Origin of the sequence: uncultured Tateyamaria sp. (genome assembly GCF_947503385.1) — a bacterium.
Taxonomy (GTDB): domain Bacteria; phylum Pseudomonadota; class Alphaproteobacteria; order Rhodobacterales; family Rhodobacteraceae; genus Tateyamaria.
Window position 1 is genome coordinate 39,439 of sequence record NZ_CANNDO010000005.1, and the last position, 24,962, is coordinate 64,400.

At 62.0% G+C, this 24,962-nt stretch carries 27 protein-coding genes; 23 read left to right on the forward strand and 4 right to left on the reverse strand.

Annotated elements, in window-relative coordinates:
* Positions 1-44: 44 nt before the first annotated feature.
* From Q1A85_RS15995 to Q1A85_RS16005, 3 genes are read left to right on the forward strand one after another with little or no spacing between them, the layout of a single operon-like run.
* Positions 45-467 (forward strand): PaaI family thioesterase, encoded by a 423-nt coding sequence (locus tag Q1A85_RS15995; protein WP_299691592.1) that lies wholly within the window; start codon positions 45-47, stop codon positions 465-467.
* Positions 464-964: a PaaI family thioesterase gene (locus tag Q1A85_RS16000; protein WP_299691596.1), complete on the forward strand. Its 501-nt coding sequence runs from the start codon at positions 464-466 to the stop codon at positions 962-964. The genes Q1A85_RS15995 and Q1A85_RS16000 overlap by 4 nt, the downstream gene beginning before the upstream one ends.
* On the forward strand, positions 961-2,295 hold the full coding sequence (locus tag Q1A85_RS16005; RefSeq protein ID WP_299691599.1) for an MATE family efflux transporter: 1,335 nt from the start codon (positions 961-963) through the stop codon (positions 2,293-2,295). The genes Q1A85_RS16000 and Q1A85_RS16005 overlap by 4 nt, the downstream gene beginning before the upstream one ends.
* Positions 2,296-2,350: 55 nt before the next feature.
* On the opposite strand, the gene Q1A85_RS16010 is transcribed toward Q1A85_RS16005, so the two are convergent.
* Genes Q1A85_RS16010 through Q1A85_RS16020 form a run of 3 tightly spaced genes read right to left on the reverse strand, consistent with a single transcriptional unit; the run spans position 2,351 to position 4,151 of the window.
* A complete protein-coding gene (locus Q1A85_RS16010; RefSeq protein ID WP_299691602.1) occupies positions 2,351-3,385 on the reverse strand; it encodes a quinone-dependent dihydroorotate dehydrogenase in 1,035 nt (344 codons plus the stop codon).
* On the reverse strand, positions 3,382-3,810 hold the full coding sequence (locus Q1A85_RS16015) for a DUF1330 domain-containing protein (RefSeq protein WP_299691604.1): 429 nt from the start codon (positions 3,808-3,810) through the stop codon (positions 3,382-3,384). The genes Q1A85_RS16010 and Q1A85_RS16015 overlap by 4 nt, the downstream gene beginning before the upstream one ends.
* Positions 3,807-4,151 carry a DUF952 domain-containing protein gene (locus Q1A85_RS16020; RefSeq protein WP_299691607.1) on the reverse strand — a complete coding sequence of 115 codons (345 nt, stop codon included), beginning with the start codon at positions 4,149-4,151 and terminating at the stop codon, positions 3,807-3,809. The genes Q1A85_RS16015 and Q1A85_RS16020 overlap by 4 nt, the downstream gene beginning before the upstream one ends.
* A 141-nt stretch (positions 4,152-4,292) precedes the next feature.
* On the opposite strand from Q1A85_RS16020, the gene Q1A85_RS16025 reads away from it, so the two are divergent.
* Positions 4,293-5,852 (forward strand): 5'-nucleotidase C-terminal domain-containing protein, encoded by a 1,560-nt coding sequence (locus Q1A85_RS16025; RefSeq protein WP_299691609.1) that lies wholly within the window; start codon positions 4,293-4,295, stop codon positions 5,850-5,852.
* Between the two features lie 78 nt (positions 5,853-5,930).
* Positions 5,931-6,602 carry an SOS response-associated peptidase gene (locus Q1A85_RS16030; RefSeq protein ID WP_299691611.1) on the forward strand — a complete coding sequence of 224 codons (672 nt, stop codon included), beginning with the start codon at positions 5,931-5,933 and terminating at the stop codon, positions 6,600-6,602.
* Positions 6,603-6,612: 10 nt separating this feature from the next.
* Here Q1A85_RS16030 and Q1A85_RS16035 read toward each other — a convergent pair whose 3' ends face one another.
* Entirely contained in the window at positions 6,613-6,960 is a 348-nt protein-coding gene (locus Q1A85_RS16035) for a hypothetical protein (RefSeq protein ID WP_299691614.1), read from the reverse strand.
* Between the two features lie 210 nt (positions 6,961-7,170).
* On the opposite strand from Q1A85_RS16035, the gene Q1A85_RS16040 reads away from it, so the two are divergent.
* The 18 genes from Q1A85_RS16040 to Q1A85_RS16125 all read left to right on the forward strand — a co-directional run bounded on the left by Q1A85_RS16040 (position 7,171) and on the right by Q1A85_RS16125 (position 24,936).
* Complete coding sequence (locus Q1A85_RS16040; RefSeq protein ID WP_299691617.1) at positions 7,171-8,394, forward strand: acyl-CoA dehydrogenase; 1,224 nt, start codon at positions 7,171-7,173, stop codon at positions 8,392-8,394.
* 220 nt (positions 8,395-8,614) lie between these two features.
* Positions 8,615-9,661, forward strand: a complete 1,047-nt coding sequence (ugpC, locus tag Q1A85_RS16045) for a sn-glycerol-3-phosphate ABC transporter ATP-binding protein UgpC (RefSeq protein ID WP_299691620.1) — start codon at positions 8,615-8,617, stop codon at positions 9,659-9,661.
* A gap of 88 nt (positions 9,662-9,749) precedes the next feature.
* Positions 9,750-10,970 (forward strand): extracellular solute-binding protein, encoded by a 1,221-nt coding sequence (locus Q1A85_RS16050; RefSeq protein WP_299691623.1) that lies wholly within the window; start codon positions 9,750-9,752, stop codon positions 10,968-10,970.
* A 54-nt stretch (positions 10,971-11,024) separates the two neighbouring features.
* Positions 11,025-12,530 carry a GMC family oxidoreductase N-terminal domain-containing protein gene (locus tag Q1A85_RS16055; RefSeq protein ID WP_299691627.1) on the forward strand — a complete coding sequence of 502 codons (1,506 nt, stop codon included), beginning with the start codon at positions 11,025-11,027 and terminating at the stop codon, positions 12,528-12,530.
* The gene (locus tag Q1A85_RS16060; RefSeq protein WP_299691630.1) at positions 12,527-13,555 is read left to right on the forward strand and encodes a sugar ABC transporter permease; all 1,029 of its coding nucleotides are present in this window, start codon (positions 12,527-12,529) and stop codon (positions 13,553-13,555) included. Before Q1A85_RS16055 ends, Q1A85_RS16060 begins: the two co-directional genes overlap by 4 nt.
* A complete protein-coding gene (locus Q1A85_RS16065; RefSeq protein WP_299691633.1) occupies positions 13,555-14,706 on the forward strand; it encodes a carbohydrate ABC transporter permease in 1,152 nt (383 codons plus the stop codon). Before Q1A85_RS16060 ends, Q1A85_RS16065 begins: the two co-directional genes overlap by 1 nt.
* A 79-nt stretch (positions 14,707-14,785) precedes the next feature.
* Positions 14,786-15,316, forward strand: coding sequence for an ester cyclase (locus Q1A85_RS16070; RefSeq protein ID WP_299691636.1), 531 nt, complete (start codon positions 14,786-14,788; stop codon positions 15,314-15,316).
* A gap of 9 nt (positions 15,317-15,325) precedes the next feature.
* A complete protein-coding gene (hisD, locus tag Q1A85_RS16075) occupies positions 15,326-16,654 on the forward strand; it encodes a histidinol dehydrogenase (protein ID WP_299691638.1) in 1,329 nt (442 codons plus the stop codon).
* Between the two features lie 82 nt (positions 16,655-16,736).
* The gene (locus Q1A85_RS16080) at positions 16,737-17,744 is read left to right on the forward strand and encodes an ester cyclase (protein WP_299691640.1); all 1,008 of its coding nucleotides are present in this window, start codon (positions 16,737-16,739) and stop codon (positions 17,742-17,744) included.
* Complete coding sequence (locus Q1A85_RS16085) at positions 17,741-18,790, forward strand: ester cyclase (protein ID WP_299691643.1); 1,050 nt, start codon at positions 17,741-17,743, stop codon at positions 18,788-18,790. The genes Q1A85_RS16080 and Q1A85_RS16085 overlap by 4 nt, the downstream gene beginning before the upstream one ends.
* On the forward strand, positions 18,787-19,548 hold the full coding sequence (locus tag Q1A85_RS16090; protein ID WP_299691645.1) for an SDR family oxidoreductase: 762 nt from the start codon (positions 18,787-18,789) through the stop codon (positions 19,546-19,548). The genes Q1A85_RS16085 and Q1A85_RS16090 overlap by 4 nt, the downstream gene beginning before the upstream one ends.
* The gene (locus Q1A85_RS16095) at positions 19,548-19,823 is read left to right on the forward strand and encodes a hypothetical protein (protein WP_299691648.1); all 276 of its coding nucleotides are present in this window, start codon (positions 19,548-19,550) and stop codon (positions 19,821-19,823) included. Before Q1A85_RS16090 ends, Q1A85_RS16095 begins: the two co-directional genes overlap by 1 nt.
* Positions 19,823-20,842 (forward strand): LacI family DNA-binding transcriptional regulator, encoded by a 1,020-nt coding sequence (locus tag Q1A85_RS16100; RefSeq protein WP_299691651.1) that lies wholly within the window; start codon positions 19,823-19,825, stop codon positions 20,840-20,842. The genes Q1A85_RS16095 and Q1A85_RS16100 overlap by 1 nt, the downstream gene beginning before the upstream one ends.
* On the forward strand, positions 20,839-21,822 hold the full coding sequence (locus Q1A85_RS16105; RefSeq protein WP_299691654.1) for an ester cyclase: 984 nt from the start codon (positions 20,839-20,841) through the stop codon (positions 21,820-21,822). The genes Q1A85_RS16100 and Q1A85_RS16105 overlap by 4 nt, the downstream gene beginning before the upstream one ends.
* A gap of 81 nt (positions 21,823-21,903) precedes the next feature.
* Complete coding sequence (locus Q1A85_RS16110; RefSeq protein WP_299691657.1) at positions 21,904-22,518, forward strand: pyridoxamine 5'-phosphate oxidase family protein; 615 nt, start codon at positions 21,904-21,906, stop codon at positions 22,516-22,518.
* Positions 22,515-23,051, forward strand: coding sequence for a DUF6653 family protein (locus Q1A85_RS16115; protein WP_299691659.1), 537 nt, complete (start codon positions 22,515-22,517; stop codon positions 23,049-23,051). Before Q1A85_RS16110 ends, Q1A85_RS16115 begins: the two co-directional genes overlap by 4 nt.
* Complete coding sequence (locus Q1A85_RS16120; protein WP_299691662.1) at positions 23,048-24,013, forward strand: cupin domain-containing protein; 966 nt, start codon at positions 23,048-23,050, stop codon at positions 24,011-24,013. Before Q1A85_RS16115 ends, Q1A85_RS16120 begins: the two co-directional genes overlap by 4 nt.
* On the forward strand, positions 24,001-24,936 hold the full coding sequence (locus Q1A85_RS16125; protein WP_299691667.1) for a hypothetical protein: 936 nt from the start codon (positions 24,001-24,003) through the stop codon (positions 24,934-24,936). Before Q1A85_RS16120 ends, Q1A85_RS16125 begins: the two co-directional genes overlap by 13 nt.
* Positions 24,937-24,962: the final 26 nt, after the last annotated feature.

The following is a 24,962-nucleotide window of genomic DNA, read 5'->3' on the forward strand; positions in this document are numbered from 1 at the left end:
ACTGCGCACCACATAACTGTGCGCAAACGTGGAAAGGTTTCGCCATGGCCGATCAGATCGAGCTTGCCCGCAAATTCATCGAGGCGATCCCGCATTCGCGCGATCTGGGCATGGAGTTGCGGGCGATGGGCGATGGTGAAGCCACGATTGCGATGCCCTATGACGCGCGGCTGGTGGGTGACCCGGAAACGGGGGTGATCTCTGGCGGTGCGGTGTCGGCGCTGATGGACACATGCTGCGGTGCCGCCGTTATGTGCCACCCGAAAAACGGGGGAGGTACTGCGACGCTGGATTTGCGGATTGACTACATGCGCGCGGCCACGCCGGGGCAAGGATTGACGACAACCGCGACGTGCTATCACGTGACGCGGTCGGTGGCTTTTGTGCGCGCCACGGCCTGGGACGAGGACGCCGACAACCCGGTGGCCACCGCCACAGGTGCCTTTACGGTGGAGGGCGTGCGATGAAGCGGCCCGAACCGGTACAGGTGGTCAAACAGCGGCGCGATGCAGCATTGCAGGCACTGGTCGGCGGGGTGCCGTATATCCAGTATCTTGGCCTGCGCTTTGACCGGCGTGGCGATGAACTGACAGGCATCCTGCCTTTTGACGAAAAGCTGATCGGCAACCCGCTGCTGCCTGCATTGCATGGCGGGGTTACGGCGGCGTTTCTGGAACAGACGGCAATCATCACGCTCAGTTGGGCCTATCTGTGGGAAGACATCGAAAGCGGCGCGCTGGATTTTGATCCCGCTGGCGCGGCACCATTGCCGCGCCTGCCCAAGACGGTGGATTTTTCGGTTGATTATCTGCGGTCGGGCCTGCCGCGTGATGCCTATGCGCGGGCGCGTGTGAACCGGGCCGGGCGACGGTATGCCAGCGTGCATGTGGAGGCGTGGCAAGACAATCGCGGCAAGCTGTTTGCGCAAGGCACGGGGCATTTCGTGATGCCGCAGCGCCGGTGAGTACGGCGCCCGCGCCCGAGGCGGTGCCTGCACCGTTGACACATCGGCGGGTGCTGAAAATCGCGCTGCCCATCGTGCTGTCCAATGCAACTGTTCCGTTGCTGGGCGCGGTGGACGTGGGCGTTGTGGGCCAGATCGGTGAGGCCGCACCTATCGCGGCGGTGGGGATTGGGGCGATCCTTCTGACAACGGTGTACTGGATTTTCGGCTTTCTGCGGATGGGTACGGTCGGCCTTGTGGGGCAGGCGGCGGGTGCGGGTGACAACGACGAGGTGAGCGCGTGGTTGACCCGTGCGCTGATGGTGGCGGGGGTGTCGGGCGTGGCGCTGATCGCGCTGCAAGGGCCGATCTTTGCCTTTGGACTGTGGACCTTTACCGCAAGCGACGAGGCCGAAGCGCTGGCGCGCACCTACCTGACCATCCGTATCTGGAGTGCGCCTGCGGCCATTGCCGTCTATGCGCTGACCGGCTGGCTGGTCGCGATGGAGCGGACGGGCGGCGTGTTCTGGGTGCAATTGCTGATGAACGGGCTGAACATCGCGTTGAGTTTTACCTTTGTCGTGTGGCTGGGCTGGGGTGTGGCGGGTGTGGCGATTGCCACTGTGATCGCCGAAGTGGTCGGGGCGGCATTGGGCCTGTGGTTCTGCCTTGGGGCGTTCAAACGGCCCGCGTGGCGCGATTGGCCGCGTATCTTTGACCGGGCCAAGCTGATCCGAATGGCACTGTTGAACACCGACATCCTGATCCGGTCGGCGATGCTGATGGTCATCTTTTACAGCTTCACCATGCTTGGTTCGCGGTTTGGCGATGAGACGCTCGCGGCCAACGAGGTGTTGATCCAGTTCATGTACATCACGGCCTACGCGATGGATGGGTTCGCCTTTGCCGCTGAAACGCTGATCGCGCGCGCCTATGGTCGTGGTGATCCGGGCCGGGTGCGCCGGTCGGCCCGTCTGACGGGGTTTTGGGGGCTTGTGGTCTGCTGCCTGATGGCCGCCGGGTTCTGGCTGGCGGGACCGTGGCTGATTGACCTGATGGCCAAGGATGGGGGCGTGCAGCAGGAGGCGCGCACATATCTTCTTTGGATGGTGGCCGCCCCGCTGATTGGCTGCGCGGCATGGATGCTGGACGGCATTTTCATCGGTGCGGCCCGTGGGCGGGACATGCGCAACATGATGGCGGTGTCGTTCGTGTTGTACTGGATCGCGGTTTGGGTCCTGTTGCCGGTCTTCGGCAATCACGGGCTTTGGGCGGCGCTGCTGATTTCATTTGCCGCCCGGGGGGTGACGCTGGGGCTGCGCTATCCGGCCTTGGAGCGGGCGGCGGCCTGAGGACTGGGGCGCTGCCCCAGACCCCGGAGTATTTGTCAAAGAGAAGAAGACAGGATCATCGGGCGTCGCGGCCAACGGCGTCGGACACGTTGGCATATCCGTCATGGGCCAGAAGCGTATCAAGCCCTTGGGCGATATCCGCAGCGAGACTGAGGCCTCCGTAGACAAGGCCGGTATAAAGCTGGACCGCGCAGGCACCCGCCTTGATCTTGGCATAGGCCTGATCCGCAGTGGCGATACCGCCCACGCCAATGAGCGGGACAGCGGTGAGCCGGTGCAATTTCGCAAGCACCTGAGTTGATTTGTCAAAGAGCGGCTGTCCGGACAGACCGCCTTTTTCATTGGCGTGCCTGCTGGCGAGGCCATGACGGTCCAGCGTGGTGTTGGTGGCAATGATGGCCGCGATCCGCGCATCTTCGGCGACCTTCGCGATATCGGCGAGGTCTTGATCAGTGAGGTCCGGTGCGATCTTGAGAAAAACGGGCACAGTGCCGCGCATCTGCATCACACCATCCAGCAGCGCTGCGAGCGCCATCGGCCCTTGCAGGTCGCGCAGTTTTTCGGTGTTGGGGCTGGAGACGTTGACGGTCGCAAAATCGATATGCGGTGCGCAATGCTGCAACACGCGGGCAAAGTCTTCGGCCCGGTTGGCGCTGTCCTTGTTGGCACCGAGGTTGAGGCCTACGGGCACGCCCTTGGGCCGCTGGGCGAGGCGGTGCGCAATCGCCTCCATCCCGTCATTGTTAAAACCAAAGCGGTTGATGGCTGCCCGGTCCTCGCTCAGGCGGAAGAGCCTTGGTTTGGGGTTGCCCGGTTGGGGCAGGGGGGTGGCGGCCCCGACCTCAATCCAGCCAAAGCCCGCGCGTGACAGCGGCGCGATCGCGGTTGCGTTCTTGTCGAACCCGGCGGCAAGCCCCACCGGGTTGGGCAAATCGAGACCGGCCACGGATGTGCGCAGCCGATTGCTGGTCACCGGGCCGGGCTGGGCGGCGAGACCGGCATTCAGCGCCCGAAGCGCGACGCTGTGGGCCGTTTCGGGGTCAAGGTGGCGCAGGGCGCGCGTGCCGATTTGTTCCAGCATTCGTTTCATGCAAAACGCTCTCCGCCCGATTGAGGCGCGCAGCGGATCAGCCGCGAGGTGCGCACAGCCGCTTGACGGTGGACAACCGCGCGCTGGTAATCCGGGTCCGACACCATGGCGAGAAAGGCGTGCGCGGTTGGATAGCGCGCAATGAACATGGCATCCCAAGCCTCGTCCGCAGGCCCGATCAGCGTCGCCTGATACCCGCCGCGCCACAGGATCGACCCGCCAACGCGGGCCAATACCGGGCCGGAGTGTTTGCCATAAAGCGCATAGGCCTGTGCACCGGTCAGCCCGTCGCGGGCAAGCTCGTGATCACCGGGATAATTCGCCAGATCGTTGAAGGCGACGAGGTTCAGCATTTCGACAGGGTGGTCGCGGTCCAACCCTTTGAACGCGTCAAACTGGGCGCGGGTCGGGTCGATATGGCTCATGCGAAACCTGCGCCCGCCGGAAACTGATGCGTGCCGTCAACAACGGGCAGGGGTTGCGCCCAATGCACGTCCTCCAGCCGCATCTCACGATAGAGATGTGGAAAGAGCGCATCATCGCGCGACACCTCCCATTTCAGCGCATCGCCCAAACTGTCAGCCTCAACCGCGATCAGAAACAGATCGTCCTGACCGGCAAAATGCTTGGCCGCCGTCTCTGATGCCTGTGCGGCGGTGGAAAAGTGCACGTACCCGTCGGCCACGTCGATCGGAGCGCCCGGCGTTGTCCCGTTTTTGCGCAATGCGGCCCATTCGGGCGCACGGAAAATCTTGTAAATCAGCATGGCGTCGTGATGCCGATTGCCCACGCGCTGGTCAAGGGCGCGCTGTCACGGTTTTGTCGTCCGGTTTCCGTAAGGAACCTCTTTGACTCGTGACGCAGATTGTTGTCACGATACTGGCATAACCAATAGGGGAGATACCAAATGACCCGATTTCTGATGGGAACGGCTGCACTGGCATTGAGCGCTGGCATGGCGTCGGCAGAATACACGCTGCACATCCTGCACACCAACGACATGCACAGCCGGATCGAGTCGATCAACAAATACGATTCGACCTGCGACGCGGAAGGCGAAGCTGAGGGCAAATGCTTTGGCGGTGTCGCACGTGTGAAATCTGCCATCGACGCCAAGAAAGCGCAGTTGGACAACCAGAACGTTGTGGTGTTGGACGCGGGCGACCCGTTTCAGGGCTCGCTGTTCTACACCACGTATAAGGGCGCTGCCGAAGCCGAGTTCATGGAACAGATGGGCTATGATGCTATGGCCGTGGGCAACCACGAATTCGATGACGGCCCGCAGGGCCTGGCGGATTTCATCGAAAAAGTGAGCTTTCCGGTCATCTCGGGCAATCTCGATCTGTCTGGCGAAGCGACGCTTAACGGCAAGGTCGAAAACCACGTCGTGCTTGAGGTTGGCGGCAAGAAGATCGGCGTGATCTCGGCCCTAGCGACTGACACGGTCGAAACGTCCAGCCCGGGTCCGAATGTCGTCTTTCAGGACGAGATTGAGGCGCTGCAGGCGGATGTCGCCACGCTGCAAGGCGAGGGTGTCGATATCATCATCGCGCTGAACCACGTGGGTCTGTCCAAGGATCTGGATATCGCGGAGGCGGTGGATGGCATCGACGTCGTAATTGGCGGGCACAGCCACACACTCATGTCAAACGACGATGACGGCACGCCTGCCTACCCGACGATGGTTGGCGATGCAGCGGTGGCACAGGCCTATGCCTATACCAAGTATCTCGGCCACCTGACCGTGACCTTTGACGACGCGGGCAATGTGACAGCGGCCTCGGGCGACCCGATGATCCTCGATGCTTCGGTCGAGCCAAACGCTGCGTTCATCGAACGCATCGCCGAGATGGGCGCGCCCATCGAAGAGATGAAGACGCGAGTCGTCGCAGAAGCGGCAGAAGCCATCGAAGGCGACCGGTCGGTCTGCCGGGTGCAGGAATGCCCCATGGGGTCGCTTATTGCCGATGCCATGCTGGACCGGGTCAAGGATCAGGGGATCGAGATCGCCATCCAGAACGGCGGTGGTATCCGGGCCTCCATCGATTCCGGTGAGGTGACGATGGGCGAAGTGCTGACCGTGCTGCCGTTCCAGAACACGCTGTCCACCTTCCAAGTGTCAGGTCAGACCATGATCGACGCGCTGGAAAACGGAGTGAGCCAGATCGAAGAGGTCAAGGGCCGGTTCCCGCAAGTGGCAGGGCTGACCTATGCCTTTGACGCGTCCAAGCCTGTGGGTGAACGGGTCAGCGACGTGATGGTGGGCGGCGCGCCCATCGATCCGGCCAAGGTCTATGGTGTCGTGTCCAACAACTATGTGCGCAATGGCGGTGACGGCTACGGCATGTTCACAACCGCTGAAAATGCGTATGATTTCGGTCCCGACCTGGCAGATGTGCTGGCCGAATACCTGGCCGCTCAGGGGCCGTTCACGCCCTATACCGACGGTCGTATCACCGTGAAATAAGCGCTGTTGAGAAGCGTATGCGTAGGGCGGGCCTCGGCCCGCCTTACGTCGTTTTGGGCTTTGCGCTAGGGTCGCGTTATGTGTGGACGATTTTCGGTGACATTGCCCAATGATGCGATGGCGCAGCTGTTCAACGCGACGCCCGCGAATGACCTGCCCGATGTGCCCAATTACAATGTGTGCCCGACAAATGCGGTCCATGTGGTCCGGTCTAAAGACGGCACGCGGCACTTGGGTCCGATGCGTTGGGGGTTTCTGCCGCATTGGTATAAGGCCCCCAATGACGGTCCGTTGCTGATCAATGCACGCGCTGAAACGATTGCGGAAAAACCTGCATTCCGGGCGGCGTGCCGCGAACGGCGGGCTGTGATTGTGGCGTCGGGATTTTACGAATGGACGCGGGACGGGGATGTGCGCTTGCCATGGTATATCACACGGTCAGATGGCGCGCCTCTGGCCTTTGCCGCCGTTTGGCAAAGCTGGGTGGCCAAGGGCGACGAAGGTGCGCGGATGCGTACGGCGGCCATTGTCACGACGGCGGCCAACACGCCAATGTCGGCGATCCACCACCGGATGCCGGTGGTGCTTGAGCCCGAGGATGTCGGTCTGTGGCTGGGAGAGCAGGGCAAAGGGGCCGCGCGCCTGATGCGTGCAGCCCCGGATGATGCCTTGCAATGGCACCGTGTGTCGCGGGCGGTCAATTCAAACCGCGCCTCTGGTCCCGCGCTGATCGATCCGAACGACGATTAGCGCGCAGGGATCAGTTTACCGGCGACGCGTCAAAGCTGATGTCGCCGGTCACAGCATAGGTGCCGTCGGAGTTGATCGCGTTCGCATTGTGGAAGGTGCGTTCAATCTCGGAATCGACGACCATGGAGTATTCCTCCTCCGCATCAAGCGGGCCGATGGTCCATGCCTCGTTTGCGGCGATGATCGTGTGCTCGTCACCCGAGATGTTGATGAATTTCACCGTGTCACCCGGGTTGAGATAGGTGGTTTCCGGGAAATACGTGTCGGGCAGGATCAGGATATTGTGCTCCGCCGCCATCGCAGTTGTGGCAAAGATGAGAGCGGTCACGACCGTTCCGGTGAAAATTGCGCGCTTCATGGCAGCACTCCTATATATCTTCAGCCCCACCCCTGAGACAGAATCATATGAGTGTCTTATGCCGGGCGATTTGGGCGGAAATGGGGCGGAAACGGGGCGCAGCCGCGATGCTTTGCCTCAATGCAAAGCATTGCGGGGGCATTGCACATTGCCGCCGGGCCGCTACCCTGCGCGCAAATGTGACTGCTGCCGCGCAAGGGGACTGACGCCATGAATGCCGAATCCAAGATCCTGAAGCCCAAAGACGCGCCTGATCTGGGCCATTTCGACTGGTCCGACCCGTTCCGCCTCGCAGCGCAGCTGACCGAGGACGAGCGGATGATCCAAGCCTCTGCCGCCGCCTACGCCAATGAAAAGCTCGCCCCGCGTGTCGTCGACGCGTTCGCGAATGAGACGACGGACCCCGACATATTCCGGGAGATGGGCGATATGGGACTGCTCGCCGTGACCCTGCCCGAAGAGTATGGCGGTCTGGGCGGGTCCTATGTGGCCTACGGTCTCGTCGCCCGCGAGGTTGAGCGGATCGACAGCGGCTACCGGTCGATGATGTCGGTGCAGGCGAGCCTCGTGATCTATCCGATCTATGCCTACGGCTCCGAAGCGCAGCGGCGCAAATACTTGCCCAAGCTTGCCTCGGGTGAATGGATCGGCTGTTTCGGGCTGACCGAACCCGAAGCAGGATCGGACCCGGCGGGAATGAAGACCACGGCGAAAAAGACCGATGATGGCTATGTGCTGAACGGCGCCAAAATGTGGATTTCAAACGCACCAATCGCGGACGTGTTCGTGGTTTGGGCCAAGTCCGAGGCCCATGGTGGCAAAATCCGCGGTTTCGTTCTGGAAAAGGGGATGGCCGGCCTGTCCGCGCCCAAGATCGAAGGCAAGCTGTCTTTGCGCGCCTCCATCACGGGCGAGATCGTGATGCAGGACGTGACAGTGGGCGAGGAAGCATTGCTGCCGGATGTCGAGGGTCTGAAGGGGCCGTTTGGCTGTCTGAACCGGGCGCGCTACGGCATCTCGTGGGGTGCGATGGGCGCGGCGGAGTTCTGCTGGCACGCAGCCCGGCAATACGGCCTCGACCGCAAGCAGTTTGGCAAGCCGCTGGCGCAGACGCAACTGTTCCAGAAAAAGCTGGCAGACATGCAGACGGAAATTGCGCTGGGCCTGCAAGCCTCCTTGCAGGTGGGACGCCTGATGGACGCAGCAGAGGCCGCCCCCGAGATGATTTCCATCGTCAAGCGCAACAATTGCGGCAAAGCGCTGGAGATCGCGCGCCATGCTCGTGACATGCACGGGGGCAACGGAATTGACGGTGCGTACCAAGTGATGCGGCACCTGATGAACCTTGAGACGGTGAACACTTATGAGGGCACGCATGACGTTCACGCGCTGATTCTCGGGCGCGCGCAAACCGGCCTTCAGGCGTTTTTCTAGCGCGCAGGCTATGTCGGAAACCGGCAAGGTTTCCGACCAAGCATCGTCGCCCAACCCGGTGTGCACGTGGAACGGTTGCGCGAAGTGCCTGAAATCAAGGCGATTTCAAGTAGGCCAGATGCACAGCTAGGCGGCTTGACCGCAAAATTGCACACGTGTGCAAAAATGTCTTGCCTCAGCGGCAACCTCGCCCGTACCGTTAAGGGATCAGGGGGACGCCATGGCCGAAATTCAGCTACGCAATATCAACAAGCGGTGGGGCAACTTCGTCGGGGTCGACAATTTCGACCTGACCATCGCCGATCAGGAATTCCTCGTTTTGCTGGGCCCGTCCGGTTGCGGCAAGACCACGACGATGCGGATGATTGCCGGTCTTGAGGACGCGACCGATGGCGATATCGTGATCGACGGTAAGCGGGTCAACGACCTCGACCCCAAGGACCGCGACGTGGCGATGGTGTTCCAGTCCTACGGTCTTTACCCGCACCTGAACGTCTACGAAAACATCCGTTTCCCGCTCAAGGTGCGCAAGGTTGATCCGGCCAGCCACGATGAACGTGTGCGCCGCGCCTCTGCCATGGTGGAACTGGACGAGTTTCTGCACCGTAAACCCGCCGAGTTGTCCGGTGGTCAGCGCCAGCGCGTGGCGCTTGCCCGTGCCATCGTGCGGGAGCCTAATGTGTTCCTGATGGATGAACCGCTGTCGAACCTTGATGCCAAACTGCGCGTCTCGACCCGCGCGCAGATCAAAAACCTCAGCCACGAGCTAAAGGTGACCACCGTCTATGTGACCCATGACCAGATCGAAGCGATGACGCTTGCCGACCGGGTTGTCGTCATGAAGCAGGGCAAGGTCCAGCAGGTGGGCACGCCCACAGATATCTACGACCGGCCCGCCAACACATTTGTGGCCAGCTTTATCGGCTCTCCGGCGATGAACCTGATGGACGGCCAGATGCAGAGCGGTACGTTCACGGGCGACAATGTTTCGATCTCCGGGCTTGAGGGGCCAGACGGTCCCGTCACTTTGGGTTTTCGTGCCGAAGACGCCGCCGTGGCCGACGCCGGTGGCCAGATCACCGCACCGATCTACACGATCGAGCTGTTGGGTGACGCCACCATGCTGACGGTGCGCGCTGGCGGCCAGTTGGTGTCGATCAAAGCCCACAAGGAATACCGGGCCGAGATTGGCGACACCGTTTCGTTCACCGTTCCTGCGGGCATCTGCCACGCATTCTCATCCTCCTCCGGCGAACGTATCGCCTGAGGAACCGGCGGCCCTTGGGGGCTGCCCAATCCAAGCCAGTGCAGGCTTGCAAGATGCACTGGCACCAAACGCAACAGGGAGTTTGCAAATGTATCTGAAGAAACTGGCACTGGCGGGCGCGATCTCGCTCCTGGGCAGCACGGCTTTCGCCGCGTGTTCCTACGAAAACGACGTGCCGTTGAAATCGCTGAGCGCAGGTTTTGAGGCGTGGAAGGCTGTCACGGACGCCATGGCCGAATGTGGCAACTTCCAAGCTGAGCTGGATCAGGAATTCCGCACCAAGCAACCCGCCGCATTCGAGGCAAACCCCTCGCTCTATCATATCGGTGGGGTGTCTAACGGGACAATTACGCCGCTGCTGAATGCGGGCACCATCCGTCCGCTGGACGATCTGGTTGCAAAATATGGTGAGAACCTGACGCCGAACCAACTGATCCGCGTGGATGGCAAGATCATGGCCGTGGCGATGATGGTGAACACGCAGCACCTGATGTACCGCTCTGACATTCTTGCCGATCTGGGCATCGACACACCCACAACATGGGACGAGGTGTTTGCCGCCGCAGACAAGATCAAAGAGGCAGGCGTTGTCGATCACCCGATCGGTGCAACGATGAAATCCGGCTGGAACCTGGCGCAGGAATTCGTGAACATGTACCCTGGTTTCGGCGGCACATTCTTTAACGATGACAACACCACAGCGGTGAATTCAGACGCGGGCATGAAAGCGCTTGCGACCATGAAAAAGACGCTGGAATACACCGATCCAGAGGTTCTGGTCAGCGACTCCACATACGTGCAGCAGCAGTTCCAGCAGGGCAAGATCGCCATGGCGAACCTGTGGGCCAGCCGTGCCGGCGCGATGAATGACGAGAACGAAAGCCAAGTGGTGGGCAAGGTTGCGATGTCCGCAGCGCCCGTCGCCATGGACGGCGGTGCACCGGCCACGACGTTGTGGTGGGACGGTATCGTGATCGCGTCGAACATCACCGACGCCGAGGCGGATGCCGCCTTCCGTCTGGCGATGGAAGGGCTCGACAAGGACATGGTGACAAGCGCCAACGAGGCGGCGATCTGGCTGGTGGATGGCTATGTGCCGGGCGATCTGGCCAAGGGTGCGATTGCAACCGCAACCGCCAACCCCGCGCCTCCGCCTTATCCGTCGACCACACAGATGGGTCTGTTGCACACGGCATTGGGCAACGAACTGCCTGCGTTCCTGACGGGCGAGCGTGATGCGGCGGCGACTTTGGTGGCCATCGACGAATCCTACACCACAGCCGCCAAAGAAGCTGGCGTGCTGGAGTAAATCCAATCGGGCTGGCCGGGGCAGACCCGGCCAGCCCAACCAACCGGGGGACAGATGCAATCGGAATTCGATCATATTGTGGTGGGCGGTGGCTCTGCCGGGTGCGCGGTGGCCGCGCGCCTTGCTGAACGACCGGGCGCATCCGTGCTTGTGATCGAAGCAGGCCCCAGTGACCGGGACATCCGGGTCAAGGTGCCGTTTGGATTGGTCAATCTGATGCGGTCTGACACCCGAAACTGGAAACGCGAAACGGTCGCCATGGCGTCTGTGGGGGGGCGCAAAGTTCCGGTGCCGCGTGGCAAGATGCTGGGTGGGTCCGGTTCAATCAATTCGATGGTCTGGTTCCGCGGCTGCCGCGCGGATTTCGACGCGTGGAATCTGCCCGGATGGGACAGCGCGACGGTGTGGCGTGCATTCGACGCGGTAGAGGCGCGCATGACGCCCGCCCGGTTGCCACATCCGCATCCATTGTCCGAAACCTTTGGCCGTGTCTTTCCTGCCAATGATCCCGGCGCACCGCCATCGCCCGAACGGCAAAGTGCAGGCGTCTTTCACTGCAATATGCGGGATGCCGCGCGCTGGTCTGCCGCCGACGGGTTCCTGCGCCCGTCCGGTGCCACTGTGTTGACCGGGGCCGAGGTTGCACAGGTGACCTTTGACGGCGCCCGCGCGACGGGTGTGCAATTGCGAGACGGGCGCAGGCTTTGCGCCCGCGCAGGTGTCGTGTTGTCCGCAGGCAGCATAGAAAGCCCGATGATCCTGATGCGGTCGGGCATCGGTCCGGGCAATGATCTGCGCGTGTCAGGCATCGACGTGCGCGTGGATGCCCCCCTTGTGGGCGCAAACTTGCATGACCACCCCGGCTTTGGCCTGCATTTCAAAGGGGCAGGGTCGGGCTACGGCCTGACACTGGCCCAACTGCCCGCTTGGGCGCTGTCACCGCTGCAATGGTTGCTGAACCGCTCCGGTCGGCTTAGTTCCAACACTGTCGAAGCTGGCGCATTCTACAGCGTGTCCGGGGATGATGCGCCCGACGTCCAGACCCATTTCCTGCCGTTCCTGATGGGCTGGCAAAGCCGCAGCATTATCTGGGGAGCGGGTTACTTTGCCGATGTGTGCCTGTGTCAGCCGCGGTCGCGCGGACAATTGCGTATCGGTCACGACCCCTACGCGCCGCTCATCGACCTGAACCTGTTCGGCGATGACCACGACCTTGACATGATGGTCAAGGGCGTCACACGCCTGCGCGAAATCCTCGCCACAGCCGATTTTGGAACCCGCCGTGCCCCCGAAGCCTTTCCGTGCGCGGCCACCACAGGCGACGCCCTGCGCAGCATTATCCGCGCCCGCGCAGGCACCGCTTACCACCCGGTGGGCACGCTCGCTCTGGGTGGTCCGCTGGATGAGAAGGGCGCCGTCACGGGCACGCAAAACCTCTGGGTTGCAGATGCCAGCGTCATGCCGCGCATCACCACCGCCAACACAAATGCCCCGTCGATAATGATCGGCTGGCAGATCGGCGGCCATGTGGCCGCCGCAGCAACAAGGAACGCAGCATGAAGTTCAAGACCTTCTTCTGGTTCGTGGCCCCGTCGGTCTTTATGATGCTTCTATTCATCGCGGCCCCGCTGGTTTCGGTGTTCCTGCAAAGCTTCCAGATTACCCAGCCCGTCCTGCAACAGGTCGAGGTCGAAACCTGTACACCGGGTTTCCTCACACAGACCTGCACGACCGAACTCAAGACAATTCCCATCATAGACGAGGCAACGGGCAAGACGCTGACCACCACCGAATGGGTCGGCCTGCAAAGCTATCGCAACGTGCTTCAGATGGACAAGGTCTGGGCCGCCATCGGCAGCGCCAACTTTGGCGATATCTGGCAGATCGATTTCTGGAAGGCGTTGCGGTTCACGCTGATGTTCACGTTGATCACGCTGCCGCTGGTCATTGGTGTGGGCCTCGCTATCGCACTTGCGGTGAACAACGCCGCCAAGTCCTTACGCGGCCCGGTCATTTTCATTTCGCTCCTGCCGTTCATCATCACGCCTGTGATCGGATCGCTGTCGATCTACTGGCTGTTTGTGGGAGACGGCATCCTGACGGCGGCGCTGGAACGCTGGACGGGGCAGGACATCGCGATGTTCGCCCAAGCCTGGACGATCGAGCTTTTGATGTATTTCTATCGCGTCTGGCATGTGGCCCCGTTCGCCTTTGTGATCTTCTACGCGGGCCTGCAAACCGTGAACATGGACACGCTGGAAAGCGCGATCATCGACGGCGCATCCCGGTTCGAGCGGCTGCGCTATGTGATCGTGCCGCACCTGATGCCGCTGATCATCTTTATCGCGCTCATTCACCTGATGGACTGTTACCGCGTGTTCGAAGAGATCGTGGGCTTCCGCAGTCAGGCGCACGTCATCTCGCTGCAATGGCTGACTTACGACTTCCTCGTACCGGATGATGCTGGCAATCGCGCGGTCAGCCGCGCCTCGGCCAGCGCTATGCTCACCATGATCGGTATCGTGATCCTGCTGATCCTGCCGCTGCGCCGCACATGGCGCGACCACAAGGGAGGGGCCCACTGATGTCAAAGGCCACCGCACAGCCACTGTCGCTCAAGGTTGCATCCGGCGCGTTCCTCGCCTTCTGGTGCCTGCTCGCCGCTTTCCCGATCGTCTGGATCGCGGTGATGAGCTTCAAGTCACCCCGCGACGCGTTCGACGCCAACCCGCTCAATGTGATCCTCGGCCCCGTCACCCGTGCGACGGGCAACGGGTTGAGCGTGCCGGATATCATCCTCGGTCTGGCGTTCCTGTTCTTTGCCATCCGCTGGGCGTTTACGGGACTGCCCAGATTGGTGGAACGTTTCACACCGCCAGGTCTGATCGTGGTGGGCTGGCTTGTGGGGGCCGCGGTTTACGGGATCGTGTTCGTGATCCTGTTCTTCGGCGTCTTGCCGCCAGTGTTCGATATCATCAACAGCATCCTTGGTCCGCTGGGGACACCTGTTCTTGGGCTCACAACCGAACATTACGTGGCCGTGTGGGGCGAGAACGAGTTCTACCGCAACTTCATGAACTCCATGATCGTGACGGCAGGCGTGGTCACGATCTCACTGACGGTTGGTACACTGGCGGGCTACGGGCTGGCACGGTCCGGCTCGAACCTCGCCTTCTGGCTGCTGATCCTCGCGCTGATCTTTCGCGCGTTGCCGCACTCGGTGCTGGTGGCAGGCTACCTGCCGTGGTTCATCAATTCGGCGGAAATCCTGCGCCCCATATTTGGCGAACTCAGCCCGACACTCTACGGTCAACCCTGGGCGGTGATCGCGGTGCTGGTTTCGATCAACCAGCCCTTCACCATCTGGATGCTGCGCTCGTTCTTCCAGAACATTCCCGCCGAACTGGACGAAGCCGCCCGTGTCGATGGCTGTTCGCATTTTCAGGCGTTCCGCCGCGTGATCATGCCGGTGATGTGGCCCGGTGTAATCACCACGGGGCTGTTCAGCTTCCTGTTGGGTTACAACGACTTTCTTGTCACCTCGCTGCTGCTGGATGCGCAGAACCAGACGATGGTCCCGGCCATCGCGGGCTACTTTAACCGCGAAACCACCACCACGGATCAGGTCGAAGCCGTTGCCGCCGCCGTCTCCATCACCGCGCCGCTCTTCTTGCTGGTGATGGTCTTCCAGCGCCAGATCGTCTCCGGCCTGACGGCGGGTGCGGTCAAGGGGTGATGGTTTCTTCTGACTGAAAATACCACGGGGTCCGGGGCAGCGCCCCGGTTCCGACATCTGAACAAAGGATGCACGACACATGAAAGGTTCCCGCCCGGAACAAGCGGTCCTGACCCGCGCCACCGACATGTCCAAAACGGACGAGACCCGCGCGGTGATCGAGGGGATGGTGGATGGTCTCAACGACCACCGGATTGACGACATCGGCCAGTTCTTCGCCGAGACATTTCGCTGGATGGGGAACACCGGCTGTGGCACCAAAAACGGGCTGCAAGAGTTTCAGGACAACTGGCAGCGCCCGTTTCAGGCCGCCTTTTCCGACAAAGTCTGCGTAGACGAAGCGCGGCTCTATATGGGGGAATGGGCCGCCGCTTTCGGCCGTCAAGAGGCCACGCATAGCGGTCAGTTCATGCAAGTGGCCCCCACCGGCAAGCGGATCGAGATCCGTTACATGGATTTCTGGAAGGTGGAGGACGGGCGCATCACGGACAATTATGTGATGGTCGATTTCCCCCACGTTCTGGCCCAACTCGGCGTCGATGTATTCGACGGGATGGGCTGGGAAGCGTTTGACCGTGGCGTCCGGACCCCGCCGCGCCCCGACAATTGAGGTGAGACAATGACGATTGAATATCTGAAGACCGCCAAGTCCGAGGCCGAACGGGCCGAAGACGACGCCAAGGTGCGCGCCGCCGTCGAGGCAACTTTGAGCGATATCGAGTCGCGCGGCGATGTGGCTGTCCGCGAATTGAGCGAAAAGTTCGACAAATACAGCCCCGACAGTTTCCGCCTGAGCCAAGGCGAGATCGACGCCCTGATCGCAGAACTGACCCCGCGCGAGCTGGAGGACATCAAGTTTGCGCAACAGCAGGTCCGTGACTTTGCCCAGGCGCAGCGGGACTCGATGCTCGACATCGAGGTTGAGACAATGCCCGGCGTTATTCTTGGTCACAAGAACATCCCTGTGCAATCCGTGGGCTGCTATGTGCCCGGCGGCAAGTTTCCCATGGTGGCCTCGGCGCATATGTCCGTGGCCACGGCAAGCGTGGCGGGCGTGCCCCGGATCATTGCGGCAACCCCGCCCTGGCAGGGCAAGCCCAACCCTGCGGTGATCGCGGCGATGCATCTGGGCGGCGCGCATGAAATCTATGTGCTGGGCGGCATTCAGGCCGTGGGAGCCATGGCCATCGGGACCGAGACAATTGACCCCGTCCACATGCTGGTTGGTCCCGGCAACGCTTTTGTGGCGGAGGCCAAGCGCCAACTCTTCGGTCGCGTGGGCATCGACCTCTTTGCAGGGCCGACCGAGACGATGGTGATCGCGGACGAGACGGTGGATGCCGAAATGTGCGCCACTGATTTGTTGGGACAGGCGGAACACGGATACAACTCGCCCGCCGTCCTGCTGACCAACTCGCGCAAACTGGCCGAGGAAACGCTGACCGAGATCGAGCGCATCCTGAAAATCCTGCCCACCGCCGACACGGCGTCAAAATCGTGGGAGGACTACGGCGAGGTGATCCTGTGTGACACCTATGACGAGATGTTGCAGGTGGCAGATGATGTCGCCAGCGAGCACGTGCAGGTGATGACCGACCGCGATGACTGGTTCCTCGACAATATGACCTGCTACGGCGCGCTGTTCCTTGGACCCCGCACGAACGTGGCCAATGGCGACAAGGTGATCGGCACCAATCACACCCTGCCCACCAAAAAGGCGGGGCGCTATACGGGCGGTCTGTGGGTCGGCAAGTTCCTCAAGACCCATTCGTACCAGAAGGTCACAACAGACGAAGCGGCAGCAGAGATCGGCGCCTATGGCTCGCGCCTGTGTATGCTCGAAGGGTTCGTGGGCCATGCCGAACAATGCAATCTGCGGGTCCGCCGATATGGCGGTGTGAACGTGCCTTATGGCGAGGGCGCACCAGCACGGGACGCGGCAGAGTAGGGGCCGCGTGCGGAGGGGGGCTTTGCCCCCCGGCTGCGCCTCCCCCAGGATTTTTTTGGACAGAGACAGGGACACAGATCGCGTGGGCGACACCAACCAGCGCAACAAACAGACCGCTCTGACGCTTTGGGCGGCGCTGGATCGTGATCCGGGCGCGGCCTTGCCGATGCTGTCGGAACTGCGTCACTGGCAGGGGCCGGAACCTGTGGGTGTCCAGACATGTCCCGAAAGTGTCGTCGCACAGATGTTTGCGCCCCTGCGGGCTGCGATCCCTGACCTGAAACGGCAGATGCATATTTTTGTGGCTGGGCAGTCGGACGCGCTGAATGAGGGCGACGCCGATGGTGCGCACTGGGTGGCGGGCACCGGTTACTATACCGGGCTTGCGGTGGCAGAAGTTTTTGGCATTCCCGTCACTGACGCCGATCTGCGCATTCGCTGGGGCGACTTTTTACGTTTTGACGCAGCGGGTCGGGTGACCCATGCGCAGACCATCTGGGATCTGGTGGATTGGTGCGACCAGATTGGCCACCCTGTTCTGCCCCGCCCGCGCGGGGCCATGCACGTCTACCCGGCGCCAACCGGGTTTGACGGAATACTGCGCGCTCCGCAGGACACACAAGAGACGGCAGAGACATTGCAACTGGGCCGGGCGTTCATCTTTGGCGGGCTCAACAGCTTTGACGAAAGCGACCTGTCGAGCATGGGCATGGCGCAATTCTTTCATCCCAATGTAAAGTGGTACGGGCCGGGCGGCATTGGCGCGTGCCTGTCGCTGGCAGAATTTGAAACATTCCATCAGAAACCATGGCTGACAGCCTTTCCTGACCGCAAAGTCATGCATCTGGAGAGCCTCTTTGCCGAAGGGCGGATTTTGGCGGCCTCTGGCCCCATGGGCGTCATCGGGCATCACAGCGGGCCCTACCTTGGGCACGCCGCCACTGGCGCACCGATTGAGGTGTCTGGGCTGGATTTCTGGTTGCGGGACGGCGGGCAATTCACCGAAAACTGGGTTTTTGTCGACATGATCCACCTGTTCAAGCAGATGGGCGTGGACCTGCTTGGCCCGTTGAAGAGGCACGCGGCATGACGGACGCCCCAAGCAGACACAAGGCCCTGCTGGCCCCGGTGCGGGCGGCGATGTACGACTTTGACCAAGGGGCGGTCCGTGACGCCCTTGCGGCGGTGTGCGCCCCTGAAATTGCCTTTCACCTGGCCTTTCCCTTTGGCACGATGCAGGGCGTTTCTGCATATCTCGACGCGGCCTATGCGCCGCTGCTTGCGGCCATTCCGGACCTTGAACGGCGTGATCACATCGTCATGGCGGGTCCCACACCCGAAGGCGCCGATTGGGTCGGATGCGGTGGTTACTACACCGGCACCTTCGTTGCACCATGGCTCGACATTCCGCCCACAGGGCACGTTGTGCACATGCGGTTTCACGAGTTCTATCGTTTTGAGAAAGATAAGATCACCGAAATGCAGGCGCTGTGGGACATTCCCGAGGTGATGATGCAGGCCGGTGCCTGGCCGATGGTGCCATCGTTGGGCCGGGAATGGCACGTGCCGGGGCCCGCCACCTGTGACGGGCTGGTGCCGGGGCCGTACGATGCCGATCAGGGGCAGGCCACCTGCCAGCAGATCATCGACATGCTGACGCACATGAAGCGCCATCCCAGCCAAGGCGGGCCGGAGGTGATGGAGATGGAGCGGTTCTGGCATCCGCGGATGACGTGGTACGGGCCGTCGGGCATTGGCACGGGGCGCGGCATTCAAGGCTTTCGCGACTGGCACCAGATTCCGTTCCTGAACGCCATGCCTGACCGTGGCGCGTTTGTGGAGGATATCGTCTATCACTTCTTCGGGGATCGTGCCTATGCTGCGGTAACTGGGTGGCCAAATATGTACCAGACGCTGACGCATGGCGGTTGGTTGGGATTGCCGCCGGTGGACAAAAAGATTGCCATGCGCAGTCTCGATTTCTGGCGGTTGGAGCGTGGATTGATACGGGAGAACTGGGTGATGGTGGACCTGCTGCACATGTATGACCAACTGGGTGTCGATGTGCTGGCGCGGATGCGCGAATTCAACAAGGCGCGCGCCGGGTTTGATCCCGAGACGGGGCGTGCAGCATGATGGATCTGCCTCGGACACCCACTCTGGATCTGACCGGCAAACGTGCGCTGGTCACGGGCGCATCATCCGGCATCGGGCTGGGTTGCGCCGTGGCGCTGGCTGAGGCCGGGGCGCATGTGGTCTGCGCAGCGCGCCGCGTCGACGCGTTGACCCAAGCCGTCGCCGCGATGCAGGCCGAAGGATGGAGCGCCGAAGCCCTGCCACTGGATCAAACCGATCTGCCCGCGCTCAAGGCGGCCTTTGACGCGCCGTTCGAAATTGTGCTGAATTCCGCCGGGCTGGCCCGGCACGGCCCGGCTATCGACACGGCCCCCGCAGATTTCGACGCCGTGTTCGACATCAACCTGCGCAGCGCCTTTTTCCTGTCGACTTACGCCGCAGCCGCGCTGACCGATGCGGGCAAGCCGGGGTCGATCATCCACATTTCAAGTCAGATGGGTCATGTGGGGGGCATCGACCGCAGCGTCTATTGCGCCACGAAACACGGGGTCGAAGGGATGGTCAAAGCCATGGCGATTGAATGGGGCAAGGCGGGCATCCGCATCAATACGATCTGCCCGACCTTTATCCGCACCCCGCTGACAGCCCCCACATTCGACAACCCCGACCGGCTGGCGTGGATCATGGACAAGATCAAGCTGCCCCGTGTGGGCGAAGTCAGCGACATCATGGGCGCGGTACAATTCCTTGCCTCCGACGCGTCGGCAATGGTCACGGGCACGCATATGCTCATTGACGGTGGATGGACGGCGGACTGATGCGCGAACCCGCCGACATGTCGCATACCGACCTCGGACTGAGGCTCCCGCAAAGTGCCGGGGATGCTTGGAACGCAATGCAGGGCAATGTGCGCTTTGCGCGGCATCGCCAGTTGATTCAGATCTACCCGATCCAAGAGATCAAGGTGGTCGGCACGCATGACAGCGAGGGCGCATGGTCGATCACGCCCTATCCCGGAACAACCGGGTTTGGAGAGTTGGGGTTGATCGGGTGCAAGCATATCCATGACCGGCTTTGCGGGCGGGTGACCTGATGCCGGACAAGGTGACAGCGCTGGATGTGGCAGAGCGTGCCGGGGTATCGCGGTCCGCCGTGAGCCGCGTGTTCACGCCCGGTGCCTCCGTGTCCAAGCGGACCGCCGACAAGGTGCGGCAAGCGGCCACCGCTCTGGGCTACCGGCCCAATGTTTTGGCGCGCAGTCTGATCACCGGGCGCAGCCGCATCATCGGATTGTTGGTCGCCTATCTGGAGAACCATTTCTACCCCGAAGCGATTGAGCGCATCAGCCGCCTTTTGCAGGAACAGGGCTATCACGTGCTGGTCTTTATGGCCTCGAACTCCGTCACCGAAGCAGATGAGGTGATGGAAGAGCTGCTCGATTATCAGGTCGACGGCATCATTGCGGCCAGCGTCGGCATGTCCAACGATCTGACGCAACGCTGCGAGGCGGCGGGCATTCCCATCGTACTGTTCAACCGCACCCAGGATGACGCGCGCCTATCTGCCGTGACCTCCGACAATTATGCGGGAGGGCGCAAGCTGGCCGAATTCCTCGTGGCGGGTGGGCACAGCCGCATTGCACATGTCGCAGGGTGGGAAGGCGCGTCGACCCAGCGAGACCGCGAGGCGGGGTTTCTGGCAGGGCTTGGTGATGCGGGGCAAACCCTTTATTCGCGGGGTGTCAGCGACTTTGACTTTGACAAAGCAAAATCCGTCGCGCGCGATATGTTTGCAGGTCCGGAGCGGCCCGACGCGGTGTTTTGTGCCAATGACCACATGGCCTTTGCCGTGATGGATGTTCTGCGTTTTGAACTGGGCCTTGATGTGCCGGGGGACGTGTCCGTTGTCGGATATGACGACGTAACGCTTGCCGCCTGGCCGTCCTATGACCTCACAACCGTGCGCCAACCGGCTGGGCGTTTGGCAAAGGCTGCAATCGACATTCTGATGGACCGCCTTGCCGATCCACAAACCGTTCCCCGCCGCGTCGCGCTTGATGGCCCGCTCATCCTGCGCGGCTCGGCCCGTATCCCCGAAGGATGGACCACATGAAGGGCTTTTCGAACCGTTGGGCTGACTTTCCCGATTACATCATCGGCATCACCAAGGAGATTTGGGAGGATCGCGGCATAGCGACCCTGCACCACTACTACAGCCCCGATATCGTCGTGCGGTCGCCCGGTTCCGTGGTGATCGGCAACGAAAAGGTCATCGGGGCCACCATGGCCACGCTGGCCGAATTTCCTGACCGGCAACTCTTGGGCGAGGACGTGATCTGGAGCGGGACACCGGAGGCGGGAATGCTGTCGTCGCACCGTATCCTCAGCACCGCCACCCACCTTGCCGATGGGGTCTATGGCCCCGCCAGCGGGAAAAAGCTGCAATACCGGATCATCGCCGACTGCCACGCGATCAACGATCAGATCAACGACGAATGGTTGATCCGGGATCAGACTGCCATCGTCCGGCAGATCGGCTGGGACGCCAAGGCCTATGCCGCAGACCTGATTGCCCGCGAAGGCGGGCCGGAGGCTTGCGTGCGCCCCCTGACGCCCGCCACGGATCAGCCCGGCCCCTATTCGGGGCACGGCAACGACAACATTTGGGGCAAAACATACGCCAGCGTTTTGGAGCGGATTATGGGGGCCGACATGGCCGCCATCCCCACGGAATACGACCGCGCTGTGCAATCCGAATATCCGGGGGGCGAAACGGGGCATGGCACCGGCCCGGTGGACCGGTTCTGGATGGGCTTGCGCGCGTCCTTTCCGGACGCGACATTCACCATTGACCATCAGATTGGGCGCGAAGACCCGACCATGCCGCCCCGTGCCGCCATCCGCTGGAGCCTGCACGGCAAGCATGACGGCTGGGGCTATTTCGGCGCACCCACGGGGGCCGGCGTCTATGTGCTGGGGATCAGTCATGCCGAATTTGGCAGCCTCGGTGCCGCACCCGCCAAAATCCGCCGTGAATTCACGCTCTTCGACGAGACCGCGATCTGGAAACAGATTCTGTTGCAAACGGGGTAGAGCGCATCCTTGAATTGGAACCACTCAGTCCCCAACTCAGGACAGCCCGCAAGATGCGTGGGCGGCCAACGGGATTGATCCATGCAACGCTATGACGACATCATGTTCACAGACGGGGTGAAGGCCCTGCAAGAGGCGGACGGCAGCGCAGAGATGTATGCGCGCGGCTATGGCCCGCGCACGCGCCCGCTGAACGCGGACGACATCGCCTTTGTCACCAGCCGCACGTCCTTCTATCTTGGCTCGGTTTCCGAAACGGGCTGGCCCTACATTCAGCATCGCGGCGGACCTGCCGGGTTCCTCAAGGTGCTGGACGATCACACCGTTGCCTTTGCCAATTACCGGGGCAACAAGCAGCACATTTCCGAAGGGAACATCAGGGCCGACGACCGTGTGTCGCTGTTCCTGATGGACTATGCTCGCAAAGCCCGGATGAAGATGCAAGGCCGGGCACGGTTCGTGCAGGCCGCTGATGATCCGGCGCTGGCTGACCAACTGCCGGCGGATGGGCAGGGCCGCGTGGAACGGCTGGTCATCATCACGCTGGAGGCGTTCGACTGGAATTGCCCGCAATTCATCACACCGCGTTTCGACGCAAGCGAGATCGCGCAGCTTGTCGGACCGGAGATGGACAAGCTGAACGCCCGCATCGCCGAACTTGAGGCCGAGAACGCGCAGCTAAAGGGGCAGGGATGACCGACCTCTACCGCGCCGCTGAACGCCTGATGGGGATGCAGGATGCCGACTGGCGGCGTCACGCAAACCCGCTCAGCGTCTGGTCGCGGTTCACCTGTCTGCCGCTCTTGGTGCTGGCGATCTATGCACGCACGTGGATCGGCTGGTGGGCCTTGCCCCTGTTTGTGCTGGCAGTGGCGTGGACGTGGTACAACCCACGTGCTTTTCCGCCGCCACGGAACTTTGGGACGTGGGCATCGCGCGCGACGCTTGGTGAACGGATTTTTCTGGCCCGCAAGACGTACGTCGTCGCGGCGCACCATGTGCGTGCCGCCAACGTACTGACATTGCTCAGCGCGTTGGGCGCGGTTCCACTTGTCTACGGGCTTGTCGTCCTGAACCCGTGGGCCACGCTGGCAGGCATCGTTGCCACGATCCTGCCAAAGGTCTGGTTCTGTGACCGCATGGTCTGGATTCACGCCGAACTGACAGACACAACACCGGGCGACCCGCTGCCCGAACCCCTGTTGCCACCGGAAAGGACCCCGATATGACCCCCGCCGAAATGGAGCCGCGCATCGTCAGATACGGCGAGCTCAAGCCCTGCAAGACTGCGTTCATCGACGCACACACGCCCGGCTCTGACCAGAAGGAAAACTTTACCATCATCGGCGGTGGCGTGTCGGAAAGCCCGGACCAACATGTGCACATCTCGATCCCGCACGGGTTTAACATCGGCGCAGCCGGTCAGCAGCCAAAATGCCGCAACTCGCTGCACAGTCACCGCACGGCGGAGGTGTTCTTTGTTCTGTCAGGGCGTTGGCGGTTCTTTTGGGGGCGCTGGGGCGACGCGGGCGAGGTCGTGCTGGAAGAAGGCGACATCATCAACATTCCCACAGGCATTTTCCGCGGGTTCGAGAATGTGGGCACGGATTACGGGATGATTATGGCGATCCTTGGGGGGGACGATGCCGGGGGCGGCGTGATCTGGGCACCGCAAGTGATCGAGGACGCCCGCGACCACGGTCTTACCCTCGGGGAAAATGGCAGTCTTTATGACAGCAAGCGGGGCGAAACCCTGCCCGTCGGGATAAAGCCCATGGCACCGCTTGGCGATGCGGACCTGCAAACCTTCCCCGAAATGACGCCAAGCGAGGTCGTGGGATTTGGCGTGCGCCGCTATTGGGATATGGTGGCCTTGGCCAAGGATCGGCCCTGCAAGGTCATCGGAGAGACGGGGATCATCCGTGACAAACCCGGCTTCGAAGTTGATTTGCTTACCCGCTCCAGCGCAACATTGGATATGCACAGCCACGACAGACCATCCGTCCTGATGCCCATGCGCGGCCATTGGCGTGTCACATGGGACGGCGGTGAGACGACGCTTGCGCCCGGCGATACAATGAGCGTGCCCGAGGATTTGCCGCACAATGCAGTGCCGTCGATGACGGGTGAGGCATCGCTTTATCATATTGTCGGAACGGATGATCCCGCGGGGGCCACGTGGCGCGGCTGATTGCATGTCTTCTGGCCCTTTGGGCAAGCACGGCACAGGCACAGGCACAGGCGCAGGTCTGGCAAGCGCAAAGCGTGGACGGGGGGCATTTCGTCTTTCACACGGCGCGGGCCGGGGCGTCGGTTGACCTGATCTGCCTTGCGCCATCGCTCCAGCGCCGTCCGGCGGTGGAGGTCGAACAGCATGAAATTCGTCCGATGACGCCCGGCATGACCCGGCTCGAAATCGGAACCGACCGCGTTCCCGTTGGCAACGATGTGATCCGCGACGACGTGGTGCTGTGGTCGGATCAGACGGGCTACCGCCTGCCCACGATCACCTTCAATGAGCTTGATAGCATGTGGCAGGTCGACATCTCGGCCACGGACCCACTGTGGTCCGCACTGGCGCAGGCCCGTTCGATCATCCTTGCCCCCGGACAGCAACAAGCATGGCAATTGCCCGTTGCGGGCTTGGCCCCTGCGCTGTCGCAGGTGCAGAACGACTGCGCTGCGGCGTGGTCCGCGGCGCAATCGGCCCCCACAGCTGCACCGGGCACCGTGACCGTGCCCCCGCAGGTCATCAACCGGGTGGCCCAAGGCTGTGGTGCCCCGGTGCCCGTGCCGGGCGACGCGGTGCAGGCGGGCGATCTCGACCGTGACGGGACACCGGACTTTGTCGTGGACTGGGGCGGCATCCGCTGTCCCGGCGCCATGCCGCGCCCGTTCTGCGGGGCGGCCAATTGCAGCCAGATGGTGTTCCTGTCATCGCGCGCCTACGTCAATCCAATCGACTTTCTGGGCACGTCCCTCACGATCACACCACATTACAGCGGCGCCTTGGCGCTTCGTATCACGGGGTCCTTTTCGCTCTGTGGCGCACAGGGAGAAAACTGTGCCGCGCCGCTTGTGTGGGATGGCACTTCATTCGTGGAACGGCCATAAATACCGGTAACAGGAACGTGAGGGAC

What these genes read in the sequence shown, in the direction of transcription:
- Q1A85_RS16105 (WP_299691654.1), top strand. Translation starts at nt 20,839, where the DNA reads ATGAAGGGCTTTTCGAACCGTTGGGCTGACTTTCCCGATTACATCATC.
- Q1A85_RS15995 (WP_299691592.1), top strand. Translation starts at nt 45, where the DNA reads ATGGCCGATCAGATCGAGCTTGCCCGCAAATTCATCGAGGCGATCCCG.
- Q1A85_RS16085 (WP_299691643.1), top strand. Translation starts at nt 17,741, where the DNA reads ATGACGGACGCCCCAAGCAGACACAAGGCCCTGCTGGCCCCGGTGCGG.
- Q1A85_RS16040 (WP_299691617.1), top strand. Translation starts at nt 7,171, where the DNA reads ATGAATGCCGAATCCAAGATCCTGAAGCCCAAAGACGCGCCTGATCTG.
- Q1A85_RS16010 (WP_299691602.1), bottom strand. Translation starts at nt 3,385, where the DNA reads ATGAAACGAATGCTGGAACAAATCGGCACGCGCGCCCTGCGCCACCTT.
- Q1A85_RS16000 (WP_299691596.1), top strand. Translation starts at nt 464, where the DNA reads ATGAAGCGGCCCGAACCGGTACAGGTGGTCAAACAGCGGCGCGATGCA.
- Q1A85_RS16095 (WP_299691648.1), top strand. Translation starts at nt 19,548, where the DNA reads ATGCGCGAACCCGCCGACATGTCGCATACCGACCTCGGACTGAGGCTC.
- Q1A85_RS16065 (WP_299691633.1), top strand. Translation starts at nt 13,555, where the DNA reads ATGTCAAAGGCCACCGCACAGCCACTGTCGCTCAAGGTTGCATCCGGC.
- Q1A85_RS16090 (WP_299691645.1), top strand. Translation starts at nt 18,787, where the DNA reads ATGATGGATCTGCCTCGGACACCCACTCTGGATCTGACCGGCAAACGT.
- Q1A85_RS16050 (WP_299691623.1), top strand. Translation starts at nt 9,750, where the DNA reads ATGTATCTGAAGAAACTGGCACTGGCGGGCGCGATCTCGCTCCTGGGC.
- ugpC (WP_299691620.1), top strand. Translation starts at nt 8,615, where the DNA reads ATGGCCGAAATTCAGCTACGCAATATCAACAAGCGGTGGGGCAACTTC.
- Q1A85_RS16110 (WP_299691657.1), top strand. Translation starts at nt 21,904, where the DNA reads ATGCAACGCTATGACGACATCATGTTCACAGACGGGGTGAAGGCCCTG.
- Q1A85_RS16115 (WP_299691659.1), top strand. Translation starts at nt 22,515, where the DNA reads ATGACCGACCTCTACCGCGCCGCTGAACGCCTGATGGGGATGCAGGAT.
- Q1A85_RS16030 (WP_299691611.1), top strand. Translation starts at nt 5,931, where the DNA reads ATGTGTGGACGATTTTCGGTGACATTGCCCAATGATGCGATGGCGCAG.
- Q1A85_RS16055 (WP_299691627.1), top strand. Translation starts at nt 11,025, where the DNA reads ATGCAATCGGAATTCGATCATATTGTGGTGGGCGGTGGCTCTGCCGGG.
- Q1A85_RS16070 (WP_299691636.1), top strand. Translation starts at nt 14,786, where the DNA reads ATGAAAGGTTCCCGCCCGGAACAAGCGGTCCTGACCCGCGCCACCGAC.
- Q1A85_RS16020 (WP_299691607.1), bottom strand. Translation starts at nt 4,151, where the DNA reads ATGCTGATTTACAAGATTTTCCGTGCGCCCGAATGGGCCGCATTGCGC.
- hisD (WP_299691638.1), top strand. Translation starts at nt 15,326, where the DNA reads ATGACGATTGAATATCTGAAGACCGCCAAGTCCGAGGCCGAACGGGCC.
- Q1A85_RS16100 (WP_299691651.1), top strand. Translation starts at nt 19,823, where the DNA reads ATGCCGGACAAGGTGACAGCGCTGGATGTGGCAGAGCGTGCCGGGGTA.
- Q1A85_RS16015 (WP_299691604.1), bottom strand. Translation starts at nt 3,810, where the DNA reads ATGAGCCATATCGACCCGACCCGCGCCCAGTTTGACGCGTTCAAAGGG.
- Q1A85_RS16120 (WP_299691662.1), top strand. Translation starts at nt 23,048, where the DNA reads ATGACCCCCGCCGAAATGGAGCCGCGCATCGTCAGATACGGCGAGCTC.
- Q1A85_RS16035 (WP_299691614.1), bottom strand. Translation starts at nt 6,960, where the DNA reads ATGAAGCGCGCAATTTTCACCGGAACGGTCGTGACCGCTCTCATCTTT.
- Q1A85_RS16025 (WP_299691609.1), top strand. Translation starts at nt 4,293, where the DNA reads ATGACCCGATTTCTGATGGGAACGGCTGCACTGGCATTGAGCGCTGGC.
- Q1A85_RS16060 (WP_299691630.1), top strand. Translation starts at nt 12,527, where the DNA reads ATGAAGTTCAAGACCTTCTTCTGGTTCGTGGCCCCGTCGGTCTTTATG.